The sequence below is a fragment of the Streptomyces sp. NBC_00285 genome, from assembly GCF_036174265.1.
Taxonomy (GTDB): domain Bacteria; phylum Actinomycetota; class Actinomycetes; order Streptomycetales; family Streptomycetaceae; genus Streptomyces.
Genome location: NZ_CP108055.1, coordinates 6,117,269 through 6,137,091 on the forward strand (window position 1 = coordinate 6,117,269; position 19,823 = coordinate 6,137,091).

Annotated in this window: 24 protein-coding genes; all 24 read left to right on the forward strand. The window is 65.4% G+C overall.

Annotated elements, in window-relative coordinates:
• Positions 1 to 2,814: 2,814 nt before the first annotated feature.
• The 24 genes from OHT57_RS28360 (at position 2,815) to OHT57_RS28475 (ending at position 19,763) form a co-directional block, all read left to right on the forward strand.
• Complete coding sequence (locus OHT57_RS28360) at positions 2,815 to 3,333, forward strand: hypothetical protein (protein WP_328749361.1); 519 nt, start codon at positions 2,815 to 2,817, stop codon at positions 3,331 to 3,333.
• Positions 3,334 to 3,815: 482 nt separating this feature from the next.
• On the forward strand, positions 3,816 to 4,109 hold the full coding sequence (locus OHT57_RS28365; protein ID WP_328749363.1) for a hypothetical protein: 294 nt from the start codon (positions 3,816 to 3,818) through the stop codon (positions 4,107 to 4,109).
• A 154-nt stretch (positions 4,110 to 4,263) separates the two neighbouring features.
• Complete coding sequence (locus OHT57_RS28370; protein WP_328749364.1) at positions 4,264 to 4,542, forward strand: hypothetical protein; 279 nt, start codon at positions 4,264 to 4,266, stop codon at positions 4,540 to 4,542.
• Positions 4,543 to 4,618: 76 nt separating this feature from the next.
• Positions 4,619 to 5,089 carry a hypothetical protein gene (locus OHT57_RS28375; RefSeq protein WP_328749365.1) on the forward strand — a complete coding sequence of 157 codons (471 nt, stop codon included), beginning with the start codon at positions 4,619 to 4,621 and terminating at the stop codon, positions 5,087 to 5,089.
• A gap of 1 nt (position 5,090) precedes the next feature.
• Positions 5,091 to 5,627 carry a hypothetical protein gene (locus OHT57_RS28380; protein WP_328749366.1) on the forward strand — a complete coding sequence of 179 codons (537 nt, stop codon included), beginning with the start codon at positions 5,091 to 5,093 and terminating at the stop codon, positions 5,625 to 5,627.
• A 61-nt stretch (positions 5,628 to 5,688) separates the two neighbouring features.
• On the forward strand, positions 5,689 to 6,198 hold the full coding sequence (locus tag OHT57_RS28385; protein WP_328749367.1) for a hypothetical protein: 510 nt from the start codon (positions 5,689 to 5,691) through the stop codon (positions 6,196 to 6,198).
• Complete coding sequence (locus tag OHT57_RS28390; RefSeq protein WP_328749368.1) at positions 6,141 to 6,695, forward strand: hypothetical protein; 555 nt, start codon at positions 6,141 to 6,143, stop codon at positions 6,693 to 6,695. The genes OHT57_RS28385 and OHT57_RS28390 overlap by 58 nt, the downstream gene beginning before the upstream one ends.
• A 1-nt stretch (position 6,696) precedes the next feature.
• Positions 6,697 to 7,149, forward strand: coding sequence for a hypothetical protein (locus OHT57_RS28395; protein ID WP_328749369.1), 453 nt, complete (start codon positions 6,697 to 6,699; stop codon positions 7,147 to 7,149).
• 18 nt (positions 7,150 to 7,167) lie between these two features.
• Entirely contained in the window at positions 7,168 to 7,800 is a 633-nt protein-coding gene (locus OHT57_RS28400; protein ID WP_328749370.1) for a DUF7178 family protein, read from the forward strand.
• A 127-nt stretch (positions 7,801 to 7,927) separates the two neighbouring features.
• Positions 7,928 to 8,959: a DUF932 domain-containing protein gene (locus OHT57_RS28405; RefSeq protein ID WP_328749371.1), complete on the forward strand. Its 1,032-nt coding sequence runs from the start codon at positions 7,928 to 7,930 to the stop codon at positions 8,957 to 8,959.
• A gap of 210 nt (positions 8,960 to 9,169) precedes the next feature.
• The gene (locus OHT57_RS28410) at positions 9,170 to 9,934 is read left to right on the forward strand and encodes a hypothetical protein (protein WP_328749372.1); all 765 of its coding nucleotides are present in this window, start codon (positions 9,170 to 9,172) and stop codon (positions 9,932 to 9,934) included.
• A 37-nt stretch (positions 9,935 to 9,971) separates the two neighbouring features.
• On the forward strand, positions 9,972 to 10,415 hold the full coding sequence (locus OHT57_RS28415) for a hypothetical protein (RefSeq protein ID WP_328749373.1): 444 nt from the start codon (positions 9,972 to 9,974) through the stop codon (positions 10,413 to 10,415).
• Between the two features lie 2 nt (positions 10,416 to 10,417).
• On the forward strand, positions 10,418 to 10,636 hold the full coding sequence (locus OHT57_RS28420) for a hypothetical protein (RefSeq protein ID WP_328749374.1): 219 nt from the start codon (positions 10,418 to 10,420) through the stop codon (positions 10,634 to 10,636).
• Positions 10,637 to 10,714: 78 nt separating this feature from the next.
• On the forward strand, positions 10,715 to 11,776 hold the full coding sequence (locus tag OHT57_RS28425) for a DNA cytosine methyltransferase (RefSeq protein WP_328749375.1): 1,062 nt from the start codon (positions 10,715 to 10,717) through the stop codon (positions 11,774 to 11,776).
• 34 nt (positions 11,777 to 11,810) lie between these two features.
• Entirely contained in the window at positions 11,811 to 12,413 is a 603-nt protein-coding gene (locus OHT57_RS28430; protein WP_328749376.1) for a hypothetical protein, read from the forward strand.
• An 87-nt stretch (positions 12,414 to 12,500) separates the two neighbouring features.
• Entirely contained in the window at positions 12,501 to 13,823 is a 1,323-nt protein-coding gene (locus tag OHT57_RS28435; protein ID WP_328749377.1) for a hypothetical protein, read from the forward strand.
• A gap of 132 nt (positions 13,824 to 13,955) precedes the next feature.
• On the forward strand, positions 13,956 to 14,426 hold the full coding sequence (locus OHT57_RS28440) for a hypothetical protein (RefSeq protein ID WP_328749378.1): 471 nt from the start codon (positions 13,956 to 13,958) through the stop codon (positions 14,424 to 14,426).
• An 88-nt stretch (positions 14,427 to 14,514) separates the two neighbouring features.
• Positions 14,515 to 14,973, forward strand: coding sequence for a hypothetical protein (locus tag OHT57_RS28445; RefSeq protein ID WP_328749379.1), 459 nt, complete (start codon positions 14,515 to 14,517; stop codon positions 14,971 to 14,973).
• 7 nt (positions 14,974 to 14,980) lie between these two features.
• Complete coding sequence (locus OHT57_RS28450; protein WP_328749380.1) at positions 14,981 to 15,688, forward strand: hypothetical protein; 708 nt, start codon at positions 14,981 to 14,983, stop codon at positions 15,686 to 15,688.
• A gap of 182 nt (positions 15,689 to 15,870) precedes the next feature.
• Positions 15,871 to 16,173, forward strand: a complete 303-nt coding sequence (locus OHT57_RS28455) for a hypothetical protein (RefSeq protein WP_328749381.1) — start codon at positions 15,871 to 15,873, stop codon at positions 16,171 to 16,173.
• Positions 16,174 to 16,495: 322 nt separating this feature from the next.
• Positions 16,496 to 17,194, forward strand: coding sequence for a histone-like nucleoid-structuring protein Lsr2 (locus tag OHT57_RS28460; protein WP_328749382.1), 699 nt, complete (start codon positions 16,496 to 16,498; stop codon positions 17,192 to 17,194).
• A gap of 111 nt (positions 17,195 to 17,305) precedes the next feature.
• Entirely contained in the window at positions 17,306 to 18,235 is a 930-nt protein-coding gene (locus tag OHT57_RS28465) for a histone-like nucleoid-structuring protein Lsr2 (RefSeq protein WP_328749384.1), read from the forward strand.
• A gap of 404 nt (positions 18,236 to 18,639) precedes the next feature.
• The gene (locus OHT57_RS28470) at positions 18,640 to 19,065 is read left to right on the forward strand and encodes a hypothetical protein (protein ID WP_328749385.1); all 426 of its coding nucleotides are present in this window, start codon (positions 18,640 to 18,642) and stop codon (positions 19,063 to 19,065) included.
• Entirely contained in the window at positions 19,065 to 19,763 is a 699-nt protein-coding gene (locus OHT57_RS28475) for a hypothetical protein (protein ID WP_328749386.1), read from the forward strand. Before OHT57_RS28470 ends, OHT57_RS28475 begins: the two co-directional genes overlap by 1 nt.
• Positions 19,764 to 19,823: the final 60 nt, after the last annotated feature.

A 19,823-nucleotide genomic window follows, 5' to 3' on the forward strand; every position in this document is an offset into this window, starting at 1 on the left:
CGGCGGGGACACTGCCTCTGGGCTGAACGTCGAAATGCGTCAGGAAGCCCAGGCACCCATTTGTCCGCTTTGGCCGTTTAATGGTGGGGGGTCCGCCTATGTCGCGCTTTGCAGGGATACGGCACCCATGCCCCATATGTAGCACATGACAGGGTATTTGGGGTAAATGGCGTGATGGGGGACATGCCCCGTTCTGTCCCTCCGGGGCGGGGGGTGCCGACCGGCCCCCGAGGCGATTACTGCGCGTAAGATACCTTACGGGCAGTAATGGTAGGCGGACCGTGACGTTACCGGCGCGTACCGTGATATTAGTGGAGCGTTTGCTCCGCTTTGCTCAGTGAATACCGGCATAATGCGCATTGCGTGTGTATGCCGCAAGTGCGCAGGTAGCGGGGCAAGCGCGAGGTACTGCCTAAATGTATTTTATCGCCACATACCCGGCACCCCTGGCATAAGCCATTTCCAGGGCATGGGCGAGTTGCTCGCACGTCGCCGCCCGCCTCAAGTGGACATCCCGGGGCATCCCTACTCATACAGGGAGACACAAGGGCGGATGCCCTAGACCCCCCGAATTTTCGCGCCCGCGCATTTATGGGGCGTGTCCGTCATGCCCTGGTATGTAGAGGCGAAGCGCTGAGCGCCATTCTGACGCGCCCGACCCCCGGACGGTACCGAGCGACCCCCGACGCGTGACAGTCGCTCACGCGCTCACGTGGACCCCCGGGGGGTGCCGTTGCGCGGGGGGTGCCCGGTCATGCTGGCACCGTGCGGCACCGTGGCCGGACGCGTACGGGCCCCGTGGGGAGTGGCCGGAGCATCGGACCCCGGGGGCGAGTGCGCCCCGTAGGCAGGCACACAGGGGCGCGGTTACGTAGCGTCAAACTTCCCCGAATTTCGGCGAATTTCGTCACGCTGCGTGTTTTCGGCGCCCGTGGTGGGCACTCTCCGGCATTCCTGACGGCATGTCAGGTAAAGCCTATTGGTGCAGGTCAGAGGCTCTTTTTTGTCCATCCTTGACCTAAAGGTAAAGTCGTGATCTTGACGCCCGTTATGCCCGGTTAGATACGGATACGGCGTATCTCGTAAGGAACTAGGCGGCATGGCATGTCATGAGCCTATTTTCCCGTGCAATCTGGACACCAAGATTGTCCATATGCTGAGATTTTCCAGCTATTTCCAAGATCTTTTGACCCCCTAAAACCCCCTTTGACCTGCAATTACTACGCCATGCGCACGGTTGATTACAGGAAAGGGGCTACCCCCACGGGGGGTGTCCCGTAGTGTCTTCCTTGTCACCGCAACGGAGACGCCGCCAAAACCGGGGGCGCGGCGGGGGCAGAGAAAAGGAGGTGAGAGGGGCGGGGGAAATTCCCTCGCACGTGCCCTATGGCACCCGTGTGCTTAGCGGGTGTGACGCCGGTTCTATCCCGGTTCCTGGCACCCATAGCGCGAATTTCCTCGCTATGCGTGACCGTGGCTAACGCTTCACAAGCGCTCCCATAGGTGCGTGAGGCTTCATGTAAGCCTTTACGGTCTCGGTTGCCAATTTCCCGTCCCATCGTTTCGCCCCTGCGCACGCCAGTGCACACATTCCCCATGCGGGGGCGATTCCTCCGGACGGCCGTTCTGTCAGTCGCGTACTAACGCTGTGAAGCGTGGGTATCCGGCCACGGTTCGGTTAAGCCCTGAAAGGGGTTGGAAGTTGAGCGGCGTTTTCCTGACACGAGAGGTAGTTGTGTAGGGACGTGAGTGTCTCACCCGCAATTTCGCTCGCACGGTTCGCCGTGCCCATGAACTTTCGGAATTGCGAGACATTTACAACGGAATCTTGAGCCGTGCGCGGAAACGTGCAACGGCAGGGAGACCGGTAACACGGGATGGCAGACCCAAACCGCTAGCGCGTGCGCTAGTAGGTGGCTGATTACGGCTAACTCGGATGTGGGATTTTGTCCTAGAGGCAAAGTCTCCAGGGAGCATGATTTGGGTTCCCCCGGATGACGTCAATGCCCGTTAAAACAGTGGCCTGTAAAAGGGTGACTGGTGCCGGAAACTCCCCGAATTGAACCGCTACCGCGTAGACACCCCTTGTGGCAGGGGGAGTGTCACACGTGCTCGGATTCCCTCCCCCAATGGTCGACCGTGGATGCGGGGTCATGGGTGGATGCCTAAGCGAACACAAACCAAAAAGGAAATTGGACACGCGCGAATATTAGCTCTGACGCTCGGAACTCTCGGGTGATCTGACTAGGCGCAAGACCTAGCGCGCGTACTCAACTGACAACGAACTGAACTCACCTGAAAGGAGGGGGCGAATATGAGCGGTAGCTACTACGGCGCACCCACGGTTTCTTTTGGTCCTCCCCTTCCCCGTTCTTCCAGCACTCCCGACACGCGTAGCCACAAAGCCAAGACTCACCGTGTGGACTACCGGGGGAAGATTAATCTTCGCGGTGACCGTACGGGCGCAACGGTCAATGCTCCGCACAAGCGGCACACGGGTAAAAACCTCCGTACGCCTAAGCGGCACATCGTTTCGGACGCTCCCAAGGAATTGGGGAACTCCCCTACCTACGCGCCCGGATCGTACGCACGTGGCATGGGCCATGACGAAAACAGCGGGTACGAATTCCTCGTACGCGTTGACGCTGACTCGCCCACGTACGACCGCCGTGCAATCGCAGACATGCGCGCTGCCCGTGACTACGCGCTGACACAGCAGCGCTCCGCAACGGGAATCGCGCGGGACACGTACGCCCAAAAGGTTCGGGAACTCCGCCGGATCGTTCGCACTCTGGAAAAGGAGCACAAGGGATCATGAGCCGTTCCGCCACCCGCGCCCGTAGGCGCGCACGTACCGCCAACAAGCGCCGTAGCAGCATGGCGTTTCTCGACCACATGCGCGGTGCAGAATTCTCCGCCACGGGTGCGCATTCCTCCCTGGGGATGCTCGCCGCTGACAATCTCGTCAAGGCACGCGAGACCGTAAGCGCAGCGTTCACGGCCAAGTTGTCTCCGGCCGAACTCCCCCACACTCCGGCGGAGCGGGCCCCCAAGCCGTCCGACATGCCGCGCCGCTCCATCTGGCAGGCCGCCACGGGTGACGCCGCGCCGGTGCCGGTGGCGGAGCCGGTGGCCGTGGTGCACGAGCCGATCAAAGCGGCCGAGCTGGCCAAGGAGTTGAAGGCCGAAGCCAAGCGGATCATGCAGTCGGACACGACCGGCGGATGGCGCCCGTTCGCCGCGATGGAGCGTGAGACCGGGCGCGTGTGCGTCTGGGTGCGCAAGCACGGCGCGACGGTCCGGTACTCCACCACCCCCATCACCTCCACCTGAGCAACACAGCAGGGCGCCACTCGGGCGATACGTCGTCACGGGTGGCGCCTTTTGCATGCCCGAAATTGCGTCGCCGGTTACGTGACTGAAAGAGAAGACCATCAAATGCGCTCGTGCCCCTCCGTTCCGCTCTCCGTTCGCATTCCGGGTCAGGAAACGCCCCGGCTGAACCTGTTGTGCCCCCTGTACGGCAAGACAAAGCACGGCCGTAAGCGTGCCGATTTCACGCGCACGGCCAAGCTGTCCATCCGCATGATCGACCGAGAGGTGCCCGCGTGACCAACCCGGAAATCAGGAACTGTAGGGCGGCGGCGCGTAGGCCGGTCGGGCAGGTACGCATTCAGCACCACGACGCGGGTGGACGCCTGACCCACACCACAACACATCCCAACCTGCTCTCCCCGACGTTTTGGGGCGACGGCAGGAACGCCGAACTGTCGCTCACCCGTCCCGGTTACTTCCCGAATGAAAGAGGAGCGTGAATGCGCGTCAGGATCGGTGAAAAGGTCGGCTTGACCTACAACGGCGGAGCGTCCGGCACCGTGCTGGGGCCCGCGATCGTGCTGGCCGTGCGGGAAACACCGAACAGCGCGTACAAGCAGCGGGCCGACTTCCGTATGCAGCACGGCGACGTGATGGATCGGCCCGTGCACGGAGACTGGTTGCTGAAGAAGTCTCAGTGTGAGGGGAAGACGCTGGAGGTGTGGGAGCCGATTTGGGAGCGGCTCGCAGCCCCGGAGTGGGAGCCGCCCACCGGTGAATCCGGCGGTAAGTGATCGGCCGGTACGACAACTGAAGCAGGCGAGTGAAGAGGGAGCCTCGGCGCGTGCGTGTTGCGCCGGTCGGCTCCCTTTTCGCTGCCAAATGAACTGTAGGGACGTCATCCAAACGGCCCCGGGAGTCCGGCCGAGGTGGGAAGGGATACACATAGTGCATTGGGCCTATGTCCAGTGGGCGCCGGAAGCGGAAGGCGTGCACGAAGTCAGCGTTACCGCCGACCACGCCCATAAAAAGTGCGGGGAAAAGTCGGAGAAAACCGACGTCACGGTTGACTGCGACATCCTGCTTCCCGACGAGCTGCGTCATGTCGTCTGGGGTGCGAGCGAGGACAGCGCGATGGCCGCTGCTCGTCTCTTCGCCTTGGAAGCCGTCTCCTATGGGGCGCCCTATTCGATTCACTACATCGGCGAAATCCAGCGACTGAGCTAACGGCAGTCCAGGACGCAGCAGCAACGCCGCGCCCCGGGCTGCCGACTGTCAGCCGTAATTCAAGGAGGGAAAAGGCATGACGCGAATTCCGGAGCTGGGCCTGGACGACCGACTGCCCAGCATGCAGGTTTCGCAGGCGCTTCGGCACCAGCAGAACATGGGCGCCGCCATCGGTGAGGACGGGGTCCACGAGTTCTTCCGGCTCCCCTCGTACGAGGGCTTCAAGGCCGAATGCGGCTGCGGGCAGTGGGAGTCCGAGCCGGTGGAGTCGATGACCGCGCTGTTCAAGGTGTTCAACGAGCACCTGGAGGCCGCGCTGCCCCAGCCCGACGAGGCCGCGTTCCTGGAGGACGTAGCGAGGCGGGAGTGGTTCGGCGACGTGATCGGCATCCGCCGCCTGGTCGACATCGAGGCCGGCGTGGTCCGGCACAAAGGCTTCCAGGTGGCCGGCACGGGCGGCTGGGTCGAGTTCGACGAGTGGAACAAGGCGTTCAAGGCCGGGCAGTGGCGCCCCTTCACCACCCAGACCAAGCAGGAGGAGGGCTGACATGCCGACGATCGAGGAGGCGACCGATTTCCTGCGGGGAATCAAGCCGGGCCAGCGGGTGTCGCTGTTCGACCCGCGCGCCGTGAACCACCGGGACAAGTGGCACGCGGAATTTGTGCTGGACGGTGAGCAGCCGAACCTCCCCTACAACCCGATCTGCAACAGGCCGGATCACTTCCGGATCTACATGCGGATGCACGAGGACGTCGTCTGCTTCATCTCGAACCTGTGCGCGTGCGAGCTGGCCAACGGCTCGAAGCGGCTCGCGGTGTGGGAGATGCCGGAGGACGCCAAGCACTCGGTGTCCGCGACCGGGTTCGACAACGGGAAGCACGACGACGACCGCCGGACGTGGCAGTCCACGATGTGCGGCGTGCTGCTGGAGACGACCGGCGGCGTGAAGCTGTGGGAACAGGGCCACAGCTCCTACATCACGATCCACTCGTTGGACCGGCTCACCTGCCCCGGCTGCCTGATGCGTGAGGGCAAGCCGCCACAGGAGATCGACGGCGTGACCGTGTTCGAGGTACCGCAGTGATCATGCTGTCCCGCGCCGGTCACTCACTCATCCATACCGCGTAATTCCGGAGGTGCTTTTAATGCCCCGTCGTTTCCCCCCGCGTCCGAAGAACAGCTTCGCCGAGTTGGCCGACGAGCTGAAGAACTTCGACGTGCCGTTCAAGGTGTCCGCCGATCGTCCCGCGTTCGAGATCACCAACGAGCGCTGGGAAGGCCGCCTCATTCTGTGGCTGGACGAGGACGCCAACGAGTTCAAGGCGGAGGTCCGGGCCCGGGACGAGGAGCACCTCAAACCCGCGCACTGGGCGCCGCGCGGGTACAACGCCTGGTACTTCGTGCGGGAGTTCTGGGGTCTGAAGGACGACGAGAAGCGGACCAGGGCCAACGTGTGCAACTTCTGCCGCAAGGTCGTGACCGAGATCGAGACGACCTGCCCCGACGCACAGGACGGCATCCACAGCCCGAACCCGTTCCTGTGCCCGAGCTGCGGAGAGATGCCCGACAAGAAGGTCGGATGGGTGCAGGAGATCGAGTGCGAGAACTGCGCCACGAAGTTGGTGCGCGTGGACAACGTGTGGAAGCTGCGATGAAACTCGACATCCGTATCTCCTTGCAGCAGCCGACGACCGGCGCGTATCACGACGACCGCTACCGGCTCGACGATCTCGACGAAAGGGACGCAGCAGCAATTCGAGCGGGCAAAGCCGTGCTCCTCGAAATCGCGGTCCGCCGCAAGATGCAGAACCGGCCGGCTGAACCGCTCGACGTCCTTCACAACTTCGTCGGCAAGCGGGACCTGACCGGTGTCTACGCCCATCCCGAGCACATCCACCACCCCTACGCCCGGCAGCTCGGCGCGGACATGTGGTCTCACCAGTTCGGGCTCCGCCCCGGCATGACGGTCCGGCACGCCGGGCGCATCCACATCATCGAGCACCTGGAAGACGTCGACCGGGAGCACGCCGAACAGGGCTGGCTCACCGGCTACGCCATGTGCCGACGAACAGATCCAACTCCGAGCCAGACAATCCGCAATCCGCAACGGCTTCCGCTGCACGAGTTGACGCCGATCACCGCGAAAGGTTGACATGCGCAAGTCATTGCAGGTCGTGATGCTGAACCTTCAGGCGGCGGCGTACGACTCGACGCCGGGGGCGCTGGTCAAGGACTACGGGCCCAACGGTGAAGGACCGCACGGTGAATTCCTGCGGCCGATCACCGAGGAGGAGGCGGCCCAACGCAGGCACAACTTCGAGCGCCTGGCGGCCGAGCTGCAACAGCGCGACCCGGGCACGTACGAGGCGTGGCTGGCCGACTTCGAGTTCTGGAAGTCGGGTCACGTCACGGTGCGCATGCCGCGCGTGGACGAGTACGCCAGACGTGAAGACGGCTTGCTCTGCTTCAACGAGCACCGGCTGATCAACACCCGTGAGGTCGTCGACTACTTCGACAAGGGCAAGGCGTTCGCCTACGCCTGCCGTCGGTGCGGCCTGACCACACACCGCGCCGGATTCATCGGCACCAAGTGCCACAGCACATGACGAGGAGGTGACTAGGCTGTGCCCGAAGGCACGAAGTCGAGTCGGAAGGTGATCCCGTTCAAGGTGGACGAGGAAACGCGCGAGGGATACGTCCGCAACGTCCTTGACGCCTTCGGCCGGGCGACCGAAGACCAGAAGCAGCGGGGCCGGGTGTGGTACCGGACGGCCCACGACCTGGCGAACATGATCTCGGACGGGAACGTGCGGGAAGGCGCGGGCGTGATCGCTGCGTTGTCGGCCAACAAGTCCTGGCGGGAGAACGAGCGGCTGGCGCGCGGCGCCTACACCGGCGAGCCATCCGGGCATACCCGGGACAACATCCGCAAGGTCGAGCGGATCATGCTGGGCGAAGACCCGGAAGACGTCTTGCCGATGTCCGCGAAGACCGGCCATTTCTTCCGGTGCATCCTCGACCCGGAAGACTGGGACCCGGTCTGCATCGACCGGCACGCCCATGACATCGCCGTCGGTGAGATCTTCGGCAACAGTGAGCGGGGCCTGGAATCGAAGCAGCGGTACGCGCTTCTCGCGCACTGCTACCGCGAGGCAGCTCTGCGACTGAAAGAGATCCCCAGCGTGGTGCAGGCCGTCACTTGGGTCGCGCACACGGAGCGCCTTGCCGGAGTCGGATTCCGACCCAAGAACCGGTAACACAGCAGGCAAGTACACAGCAGTAACGCCGAACGGCTCGCACATTGCGGGTCGTTTTTTTCATGCCCATTTAATGCGGCCCATTCGGCGGTGGGTCGCATTTTTCGCGCCTGAAAGGATTTCAATCATGAGCCGGGAAACGCTGAAGTGGCTGAACGAGAACACCCTGATCGGCTTCACCGACAAGCGAGGCAAGGCGTGGCACCACCGCGCAGGCCATGACAACCACTTCACCGGCGCCGTGCCGATCGAGGAGGTGGAGCGCCGGCTGTTCTCCTGGACGGCCGAGGAGCGCCCGCTGTTCGTCGAGCTGGAGACCGGCAACCGCGAGCTGATCGCGGCGGGCCTGGTCGAGCCGGAGCTGAGGAAGGTGTCCGTCGAGGACCGTAAGGCCATCGTGCGCAGCGACACCGGCCTGGTCATGGGCATCTTCAAGGACGGCTATCAGCCCCACCAGCCGAAGCAGTGGCTGCTCGACAACGTGTCCATGATCCTGGATGACGAGCTGGCCATCGGCTCCGCCGGTCTGCTGCGCGGCGGCGCGCAAGCGTGGGTGTCGGTCGAGGTCCCGGACACCATCAAGACGCCGGAGGGCGTGGAGTTCCGGCCCAACCTGATCGCGGCAACGTCCTTCGACGGCAGTCTCGCCACGACCTATAAGCGGATCGTGACCAACGTGGTGTGCGACAACACCATGAATGCGGGCCTGGGCGAGGACGGCCAGCAGTTCAAGGTCAAGCACAGCTCCAAGTCGATGGGCCGCATCACCAAGGCGCGGGAGGCGCTCGCGATCGTCCACACGGTCGGCGACGAGTTCAGCGCTGCGGTGGCCAGGCTGTGCGCCGAGCAGTTCACCGACCGGGAGTTCGAGCGCCTGGTGCGTGAGCAGCTCGTGCCCGTGGAGAGCAGCGACAGCATCCGCACACAGAACAACGCCCGGGAGAAGCGGGGCGGGTACCTGCGCATGTGGCGCCACGACGAGCGGGTGGCGCCGTGGCGGGGCACCAAGTTCGGTGCCTACCAGGCTGTGAACACCTTCCAGCAGCAGGAGAGCAAGGTCCGGGGCAACAACCGCGCCGAGCGGAACATGGGCTACACCCTGACCGGCAAGTGGGAGACGGCCGACAACGCCACGCTGGGCCTGCTGGCCGGTGTCTGAGTCTGAGCGGTCATGGTGCCGGGGCGGCCTTCCAACTGGGAGGCGCTCCGGCGCCATGAACACTCAGCCGCAGCTCCAGACCCGCATCTACCAGTAGGAGCCACCGTGCCCGACTCGATGTACACCGACTTCCGACACGTGGCGGAACCGCTCCGCCTTATCGCAGAGGACACAGCCACAACTCTCGGCCCTGACTGGCGAGTTGAGGCCATGCTGAGTTCCGCGATCGTCGTACACCCCATCGGCTTCCGCATTTGCCTGGACGACGGCACCGACGGGGTCCAGTTGACCGCGCACGTGTCGGTCAGCCCGGAGCCGACCCGGTCGCTGGAGACCGTGCAGGCGTACGCCGCCACCGACGAGGACCGGGCCGTCACCGTGCGCCGGACGGTCGAGACCATCCGCACGCAGATCCTGCCTCACTTCGCACGTGAGGACGCCGTGGCCGGCCTGCGCGTGCTCTCCCTCCCCCTGCGGGCAGCCGGAATTCCGGCAGTCGCTCAGGGCAGCAGCTCGAAGACGTACATCGAGTACAAGCCGCACCTGCTCGGCGCCTCGGTGGCCGAGTTCGAGGAGGGCGAGCGCCGCCCGCTCGGGGTGATCATCACTTCCACCGGCAACGACGACACCCGCGTGGAAATCCGCATCCCCTTCCTGCCCGTGAATGAAGCCGCGCGCATCACCAGGGCACTCAGGCCGAGCCTTTCCACTCCCATGGAGGGGATCGAGAACCTGCCGGAGGAGTACCGCTACCAGCTCGGCGTGACGTTCCCGGGCATGACCGCGAAGCACGTCGTCAGCGGCATGCCCCGTTACGACGACCTGATCGACCCGGACGGCGTACTCACCATTCGGCACGCAATGGTCGTGAACCGGGTGGACGAGCAGAACCACAGCCGAGCGTGGGCCGGTGTGTGGCTGCGGGGGGCCACCGTCGCGCAGGCGTACGCGGTCCTGAGCGCCTACGCATCCTGACACCAATCCGCCAGACGAAGGACGAGGAGACCGTGAAATGACAGAGCTGCTGAAGTACACCGGCGAGGACTGGGAGGCCGCGTTCAACCAGGCCGACGACGCCGAATTCTGCGAAATCGACTCCCGCGAGAGTGCTGGCGAGCTGGCCGGCGTGGTCGCCGAGCTGCATGGGGCGGAGGCCGGCAACGACGAGGGCCTGCTGTACGCCGCGATCACCGTGGCCAGGAGCCTGGCTGAGGAATTCGACCGGGATCTCCTCGGCACCGTCCTCAACGGCCACAACCAGGATCACGAGGGCATGGAGCAGCGTGCCACGGGCTACATCCTCGCGAAGTGGCCCGGGTTCCCGATCGAGGAGATCGGCGACCTGTTCACCTTCGGCACCAAGTACGCCTTGCGTGAGTACGAGCGGGTCGCCGACGACGGTTCGACCGGGTTCCGCTACGTGTTCAACGTCTCCAAGGTGCTCGGGAAGGACTGACAGTGCCCCGACCTATCGCCCCCGAATCCATGCTCGTCATCGCCCGTATCGGCGGCAGCTCCAGCAGCCGACGACAGAAGCGGTGCGACACCGTCGAAATCGGTGAGGCCACGATGCGGCTGTGGGCCGCCGAGGGCTACACCACCTTCTGGACCGAGGTCGGCGAGACGGGCCTGTCCAAGCCGTTCGAGCTGGTGGACGGCGAGCGCGTCGAGATCTGAGCCAGGGACACAACAAAAACCCGCGCGGCCTGTCGAGGGCCGCCTTTTTCATGCCCGGCAGGGCCAGGAGACCACGCGATGGATGTCAGCAACGCGGACGCCGTTGACCTTTTCGGCGGCCCCGGCGGCTGGGACTGGGCCGCCCAGAGCCTCGGCATAACCGTGACCGGTATCGAAAAAGACCACGCCGCGTGCGAGACGCGCCGGGCAGCGGGCTTGGGCACCGTTGAAGGCGATGTACGTGACTACGGGCCGGGCGACTTCCCTGCGGCCCGCTACCTCAAAATCGGTTCGCCGCCGTGCCAGCCGTACGCCATCAACGGGCTGGGCAAGGGACGCGCAGCACTGGACAACGTCTTGGCCCTCGCCAGGCGGATGGCCAACCGGGAGGACATCTCCCGCGACCTGGCCGCGTTCGAGGACGAGCGGATCGGCCTGGTGCTCGAACCGCTGCGCTGGGCGTTGCAGGCCATCGACCAGAAGCGGCCCTACGAGGCGATCACGCTGGAGCAGGTCCCTACCGTGCTGCCGGTATGGGAGGCGCTGGCCATCATCCTGCGTGCCGAGGGATACAGCGTCGCCACCGGTAAGTTGAGCGCGGAGGAGTACGGCGTTCCGCAGACCCGCGTCCGCGCGATTTTCGTTGCGCGTCTACACGGTGAGGCCAAGCTGCCCGCGCCCACCCACCGCAAATACCGCAAGGCCGTGGCCCAGGAGGACGGCGACCAGTCGCTCAGGCCGTGGGTGTCCATGGCCGAGGGGATCGGGTGGGGCATGACCCACCGTCCCGGACTGACCGTCACGGTGGGCACCGGCAGCGGGGGAGCGGACCCCTCATGCGTCGGCGGGTCCGGAGCCCGTGCCACGCTCTACGGCGAGCGGGACTCGGGACGATGGGTTGCGTTCAACCGTCTGATGTCCGCTGACGCTCTTCCCGCATACAAGGGCGGACGCAAGGACCAGATCCGCGTATACGCACAAGACGCAGCCCTCCTCCAGTCATTCGAAGACGGCCACCCGTGGCGCGGCTCGACCACCCAGATCCTGACGCAGATCGGCAACGCCTTCCCGCCGCGCATGGCCGAGCAAGTCCTGTGCGCCGCTCTCGACCTCCGCCCCTCGCTGCGCAGCGTCGCATGAAGGGTCGGCTTCTTCAGCAGAAAGGACGTCAGACATGACACACCGCAAGCGCTACCCCTACTCCGCACTCCCCGACGGCCAGTTCGTCCGTGTGTGGACTGACTCCACCCAGCCCGAGTACTACTACGGCCGCATCAAGTACCACCGCCGCAACGACAAGGGACGGCCCGTCGGGATCACCGCCGTGGAAACCCTCGACCCCCGGCACCTGGGCGACTGGTACAGGCGCCCGCATGGCTGGTACCGCGAGATGGGCACCGAGTACATCGAGCCGGTGGAACACCTCACCGAGGAGCCCACCAAGGGCTCGTTCATCTGCGGCCATCCGATCGGCATCACCGACGAGCCCCGCTACTGCACCGAGACGACCGTCGAGGGCACCGACCGATGCGCCACCCACCGTCTGAAGTACACCGAGGCGGAGTGGCGCCAGGCGCTGGAGATCGCCGAGGAGAACGATTTCGACGAGATCGACTCCCGCGAGCATGGTGGGGAGCTGGCCGCCGTAATCGCGGTCATGTTCCACGAGGACGTGGTCGGCCGGGACGAGGTCAAGCTGTACGCCGCGATCACCGTGGCCGGCGGTCGGACCAAGGAGTGGGACCGGGAATTCCTCATGCGCGAAATGACCGGCTGACACGACTAATCCAGCCGAGGACACCGCAGAAATTCCGCGCGGCCTGTGATGGGCCGCTTTTTTCATGCCCGAAAGGAGGCGGTCGGCATGCCTGACCAATGGTGCGAGGAGTGCTGCGGCCCGTGTGAGTGCTGGTCGCCCGAAAGCATTGAACGCCCGCTGGAGGGCCTGGAGCTGGACGGGGAAGCCCTGGTGGCCTACCTCGACAGCCTCACCGAGAGCGAGCGGCAGGAGGCTGCCGGGCCGTGGCCGGTCAGGTGGCTGTACCCCTGGAAAGAGGGGGAGCCGGAGCGCGGGATCAACGTGTGCGGTGGCTGTGGTGGAGGCTGCGCGGGGCTGCGGCTGGTGCTGGGCATCGAGCTGGACATGGTCTGCGTCGACACCTCCAAGGACGCCACCGCAACAGCGCGGGCCGCCGGATGCAACGCGATCTGCATGGACGTGCGCGAGGTCGACCCCCGCCATCCTGCGCTCCGCTGTACTCGGCGCGCGGTGTTCACCATGCCGTGCCCGGACTGGAGCGTTGCGGGCAAGCGTCTCGGTCGCCGGCCGGAGAACCTCCTCATCCTGCTCGACGCGATCTCCGACGTGGCCGAGGCGTACGGCAACGTGTGGCGCTCCGGTGGCCATCACGGAGACGTTTCCACGGCCGAGTTCGGCAACCCCCACGACGGAACCACTGTGGCCGAGATGTGGTCGTGGGTGAACGAGATCACGGCGGACAAGATGACGGCCGGGCTCATGCTCTCGCCGGTCCTGGTCGGCATGGGCCTGCTCGCGGCAGGAGCCCCGCTTGAATCCGTGATCGTCGAGCAGGCATGGACGCTCCCCGAAGAGGTGAAAGCAGCGATCGGGATTGAGTTCATCGTCGCGGGGTGGCACGGCGTTCGCTGGGACACTCTTGACGCGGGAGAGTTCGGAAGCCCGTCCGCCAGGCGCAGGGCGATCATGATGGCGTCGCGGGAGAACCCGCTGGACGCGGTCAAGGCGCCCGGCATCACCACCTGGGCGTCGGACGCCATCGGCTGGGACCCGGAGACCTGGATCAACACGCGTGGGGTCAGGAAGACGTCCGGCGGGAACGAGTTCAAGCTGGGGCGCACCATCCCGGGCATCACGTCAAAAATCCGAGGCTGGTACGACGCGGACGATCCGGAGCGCCGCTTCACGATCGAAGAGGTGTGCAAGCTGCTCGGCTTGCCTCCCAACTACCCGGTACAGGGGACGCGTACGGCCCCCACCTCCCGCTCCTCCCAGTGCCGCCAACTCGGCGACATCTTTTCCCCGCTCGTGTCGGCGGCCGTGTGGGGCGAGCTGTTGGACGTCGACTGGCCGAGCCTGCTGCGGCAGTACCTGGCGGAGCAGTACCCGCAGGTCCACGGCCACACCTTGTACGCCGAGGCGGCGTAAATCCAGCAATTCAGGCCGACTTAGCGCTGGAGTAGGCACAGCGCTTTCCAAAGAACTGTTATGCCGTCACTCGAATGGGTGACCTTTCCAATTCCGGGCCCGCTCGTTGACCACGACGAGGGGGCCCTTCGCATGTTCGAGAAGGAGCACGTGATGTACGGACTGCTGAAGTGCGCGGGCTGCAACGACAGGTGCATCGAGCCCGACGAGGGCGAGACCCCGGACGAGGACGGCTACGCCAAGCGACGCTGCGCGGACTGCACCGTCAACGACGGCTGCTTCTGCGGCACCCAGGACACGTTCATGACGATCGTCGCCGACTGGGAAAACGCCGTGGGCGACGACGGTGAGACCACCTGCGTCGACCTACGGCCCGTCGTGATCACGGTGAAGGCGACCACCCACGAGGCAGCCATCGAAGCGGCCTCCGATCTGCTCCAGGCCCACTTCGGCGCCAGCGTCGAGCAGCTCTACGCCGAGGACATCGAGCGCGACTGGTGGTTCGGCCTGAACGAGACCGACCCGCTCCTGCGGGTGAGCGCGGTCTTCAAGGGCGATCCGCCCCTGATCAACGACGGCGACTTCTTCAACGCCCTGCGCTGACCCGGCCGCTTCCGTGGCGCCCCGGCGGGGCGCGGCGGTGGACCGCCGGACGCAACCACAACATTCCGACCCGGACAAGGAGACCCCCATGCCCAGCAAGAGTGAACCGGATCTGCGCATCGACATCATGCGCGGCGTAGGACCCAAGGAACTGTCCCGTTACGCCGGTCACTACTTCCAGGCGATTCGCGGCACCTACGGCTACGCCGGGATTCTCGTGCGCGTCGAGGGTCACTACGCCGAGATCTTCCAGCCCCGCCTTCGTGGCATCGAGCAGTTCCACATCGGGGGCACCGCGTTCATCCGCTCCCTGGACAAGACGCCCCGGCCGGCCTACGCCCGCGCGCTCGCCTACGACCTGGAGTGGGAGGCCACCGACCTCGCCCTGCGCGGCGGTATCTCCGACGGTGCGATCAAGGACCAGGACACCTGGGACCACCGCAAGGGCGCGTGGGAGGAGGGCCTGGTCGACGTCCACGCGGCCCTCATGCGGGAGATGGCCGGCATTCCGGTCTGCGACATCCACCCCATCCACGACGGAGAGTGACACCGACATGACCAGCATCAGTACCGAACCGCCCCAGCTCAAGACGCCGGAGGGCGGCGCCATGTCTCAGCCGCAGAGTCCCGCGCAGTGGCACGGCCACCCGTACGCGTGGGCCTTTCACGCCATCGGGGGCAGCCTCAGCCGCGACTTCATCGAGAGGGTCTGCAAGCAGGCCGAGGCCGAGGGTGCCCCGCCGGATGTGGTCTACAAGACCCGCTCAGACGACCCGTCGAGGCCCGACGAGTGGATCACCGTGGGCCTGATCACCAACGCCGACCAGCAGACCAGGGTCCGCGAATACGCCAGTGCCCTGGTGGAGTGGAAGGAGGCCCTCAAGGCGCACCGCCAGCCGCCGCAGGTGCAGCCGCTTCAGGAGGCGCGGTCGGGCGGGGGTGCCGAGGGGCCCGAGCTGTTCGCGTACACGGTGGCGTTTGTCGCGCGGATCTCCGGCACGGTGCAGGCGGCCAGCTTCGCCGAGGCCATGAGCAAGCTCGCGCCTGCCGCGCACATCAACGCCGACGGCTACGTGGTGGGAGGGGCGGTCAGTCGGGAGGGCGTGGAGTGGCGGCTGAACTACGACCCGGCCAGGGCCGACATGGTCTCCACGAGCGACCCTGCGGTGCACCGGCCGGCCGACCAGCCGGCCCAGGTGACTCCGGTCCCCGCCACGGGTGTCGTCATGCGGCGCCAGCCCGCCGGGGCGCCACCGCAGTAACGCCTCCCGTTCCGGTCCGGTCCCTGGCTACGAAAGCCAGGGGCCGGACCACTTGCGTTCCCGCTGTCCGCCGCCGATGGAAGGATGGCTAACCCCCGGACACAGCAGCAACGTCCAGCCGAAAGCACCACCCGACAAGGTCGGACCTGGTCATCGGCAGCACTGAACCCCTAGGAGGACACGTGGCCGCCACGGGCTACCGCATGAAGTACGTCGATGGCGCGATGAAGGAGCAAAAGATCAGCGAGCGCTCCGTCACCCGGCTCGCGTACATCGCCGAGCATGCGCCCCGGGGCCGATTTCAGATCAAGAAGGAAACGGGCGAGCTGTGGGACAGTCACGAGGTCCGCACGCTGGAAGAGCGGGGTTTGTGGGACGTCGAGTGGCTGGAGCCCGGCGACGAAGACCACGAGGGAGGCTGGCGCATTCTGCACTTGAATGACGTTGGCAAGAATGTCCTCCGAAAGTGGCGCGAGCGGTCCTGACGCAAGAGCTGCTGGTCAGGCTGAGCACCGCAACCGCTTACATCGCTCTGAGTGATGGAGGAATGGTGATGCCGTCATCCGAATGGGTGACGGGGGCGTTCATTGGCATCGCGCCTGTTGAAGGCTGCCGCAAGAAATAGGCCACACTGCGGGGGGCGGCGCACGCGGGGGCGCGGCATATGCAGTTTAGTGCTCCTGTGCTGCCGTTTACGCACTACCTGTTAACTACTACTCAAAATTGCATCAAGCTAAAGACCTCCTTGGGGCTGCCCACTACAGTGCGGCCCCAGGCACAGTGTCGTTCCGCCTTGGAGGAAGAGACATGGCGCAGACCTTCCGGGTCCGCCTCGTAGATGACATCGACGGGGGTGAAGCTCAGGAGACTGTGAGCTTCACTTTTGATGGCAAGCCCCGAGAAATCGAACTGTCTCACGAAAATGCTGCGAAATTCCGGCAGATCATGCAGCCGTGGATGGAGGCAAGCCGCCCAGCTAAGACCGGCAACATCGCGGTGAAGGGTGCCCCTGCTCCGACGTTGACACAGGCACAGCAGCGCGAAGAGGGCGTGGCCATCCGCGCCTGGTGCGAGAAGAACCACCTGCCGGTCAACAAGCTCGGCCGTATCCCAGCGATGACGCGCAAAGCCTGGGAGCAGCACACCCGCCACGGCGACAGCAGCCTGCTCGACCAGCTCCTGGCCAAGGCCGGCATCGATCCGGATGCGCCGGCAGAACAGGAGCCCGACAGAGTCGTCCCCTTCGCCAAGGGGCGGGTCTCCGTTGAAGACCACCTGGAACGCATGGCACGTGCCGTCGGCAAGCTGTCCGAACCGCAGGAGACCCGCCTCCGCGCAGCCTGCGAAGGAAGCGGCACGGCCGCAGCGTCGAACCCCGCCGACCGCAGCAGCTACGACGCTCTCGTCAGGCGTGGCTGCATGCGCCGAGAGACCCAGGACACCTACAGCATCTCCGAGGTAGGACGCACCTGGGTACGACTCCACGAAGCAGCACTGACCGCCTGACCTCGGAGCCCGCATCCGCCCCCCATGCGGGCCCCACTCCCCAAACGAAAGCCGCCATGACCCCACCGCGCTCGGTGGGGTTTTCGTCATGCCCAGAAACAGGAGCCCACCATGCAGAAGACCGTCATCACCCTCATCGACGACCTCGACTCCACCGGTCAAACCCTGGCCGACGAGACCGTGCCCTTCGCCCTCGACGGTGTCGCCTACGAGATCGACCTCAGCAGCGAGAACGCGCACGTCCTACGAGCCAGGCTCAAGGATTTCATTCAGTGCGGTCGAGCCGTCAAGTCCTCCGGCAAGCACGCTTCGCAGCCCGTGACCACGACCTCCGGCACCAGCAAGACCAAGGACACCCGCACAACTACCATCCGCGCTTGGGCTGTTGAGCAGGGCGTGATGAAGGCGGGCCAGCGTGGGAAGGTCCCGACCTCCGTCACTCAGGCATACGACGCCTTCCAGGCGCACGACAGCGCCCCCCTGAACGAACTTCGCGCCCTTCGTCGGGCTCTCGACTTCACCCCCGGTACCCTCCGGCCTGCCTCCGACCCCGCGCTGAGGGCAGCCAACGCCGTCGTCACCAGGGAGGCGGAACCGCGTCCGCGCAGGGCTCTGAGGGTCCCGGAGCCTGCCGCTGTGGAGGAGAGTGAGGACAGCGGCCCGTCCGCCGAGGACGGGGACGAGGCCAAGGCTCGCGAGCACTACACCGACCTGAAGGAGGCCGGCCTGCTCAGCGACCGCGCTTCGGCCGAGGGGTACTGGGAGCGACGCACGGCAGGCGGCCTGGACCGCACCGACAAGGTTGCGAAAATGACCTTGGTCGAACGCATCGAGATCCTCACCCCGAGGAACGTCACCCTGCTCGCCAAGCTGGCCGGCCTCATCGCCCCCGACGGGCCCGGCAAGATCAGCTACCTGAAGTCCTCCGTCGAGCGACTGGAGAACCTCGAAGTCATCGTCCAGGACCCCGAGTCCCCCTACGGCTGGTCCATCACCGACTTCGGCAGGTACGCCCACGAGCTGCACAGCATGGGCGAGTAGCCCGCAGTGACAGGACCGGCACCATCCCGGGACAGCTCGCGGACATTGGAGAGGCGAATAGCGGCAAGAAGCTCAGCCAACTGGGCGCATCGGCGGCCCAGTTGGAGAACGTCGAGTTCATCGAGCGGAACAGGGGAGGCGAACTGGGTTGCAAGATCACTTAGTTCGGCCGCAACTCGCACAAGGCGCGTGGCTCGCAGACCACATGGCGTGTGTGTGCTGTGCGGACTGAATGTGGATGAGTAGTGAAGCCCGTAGTCAGACGACTGCGGGCTACTTCTGGATCGCACGAACATTCACCCGTTCGAGTGGTGCCTAAACATTTCTTTCAAGGGCGTTCCAGACAGAAGACTTTGCCGGTTAGTTTGTTCGGAACGAAATTGGCCCGCCACAAGGAGTGACCGGTGGAACTCAAGCCCGTGAGTGACGAAGAGGTCTACGCCCACGTCGAGTCGATCCCGCAGGAACTCGTCGACTGCCTCGCAGACCGCCACACATGGGTCGCATACGACTGGCACGGCGAGAACGCCAACGGCCGGCCCGTTCGCAACCCGAACAACGCTGTGTCCATCAACGTCACCCAGCGCTGCGACCGGTGCGACGAGCTGCGACACGCCACCCTGACCATCGGCCGGCGCGGACCCATCGACCGGACGGGGTGGAGCTACAGCAACCGCCACCCTGCGCTCGTCAGCCCCCAGGGCATCAGCAAGACCGGCATCAGCGTCCGCCGCGAGCTGGGCATCAACAAGCTCTGGGCGGGCATCGCCGAAGCACCCATCCCCCTGCGCAGCGTGAAGAGCACCAAGTCCGCCCGGGGCGCCGCCTGATGGCCAAGGCTCTCCTCGACGTCATCACCTGCGACTGGCACGCCGCACTCCCCGAGAAGCCCAAGGTTGCAGCGCAGAACGAACGACTTCTCGAAGGCGGCGGCAAGGTCGACCTGTGCGACCCATGCGCCTGGTTCTTCGACGTGTTCTACACCCGGCGCTCGGAGATCCTCCCCATGCTCCAGGCCGAGGTTCTGGACGCCTTCCACCGCTCAGCGCGCAGAGAGCAGCCGAACCGCCGCGCCCCCGCACAACTCTCCCTCGCCCAGGAGGAGTCGTTGGCGGAAACAGCCCCCGTAGCGGCCACAGCTCCTGCGAAAGCCGCTGACAGCAAGCGGAAGGTGCCGAAGCGGGGGGTCTGGAAGGACGAGGAGGTGCAAGTCCGCTGCCCCCTCCCGCACCGGGCCGGCAGCCCCCGCAAATACTGGGTCGACATCCGCAACCGGACGGCCCACGCCAAGAGCCACAAGAAAGGGAACGGCGATCCCTACGACGGCCCGGACATCGCCTTCGTGCTCCAGGAGGAAGCCGTCTTCACCCACTTCTGCACTGATCACCAGGTGTGTGCCGAAAACGGCGGCTACGGCTTCACCAGCGAGGCGGGGCTCAGGGCCCACATCAACAAGTCGAAGGACTGGCCCCAGGCCACCACGGAAGCCAAGGACGCAGCAGCAATGCGCCGCCAGTCCGCCGCATAATCCGTCCCCCTTACGAAAGCCCCCGGCCAGCCCAGAACTGCCGCCGGGGGCTTCCGCGTG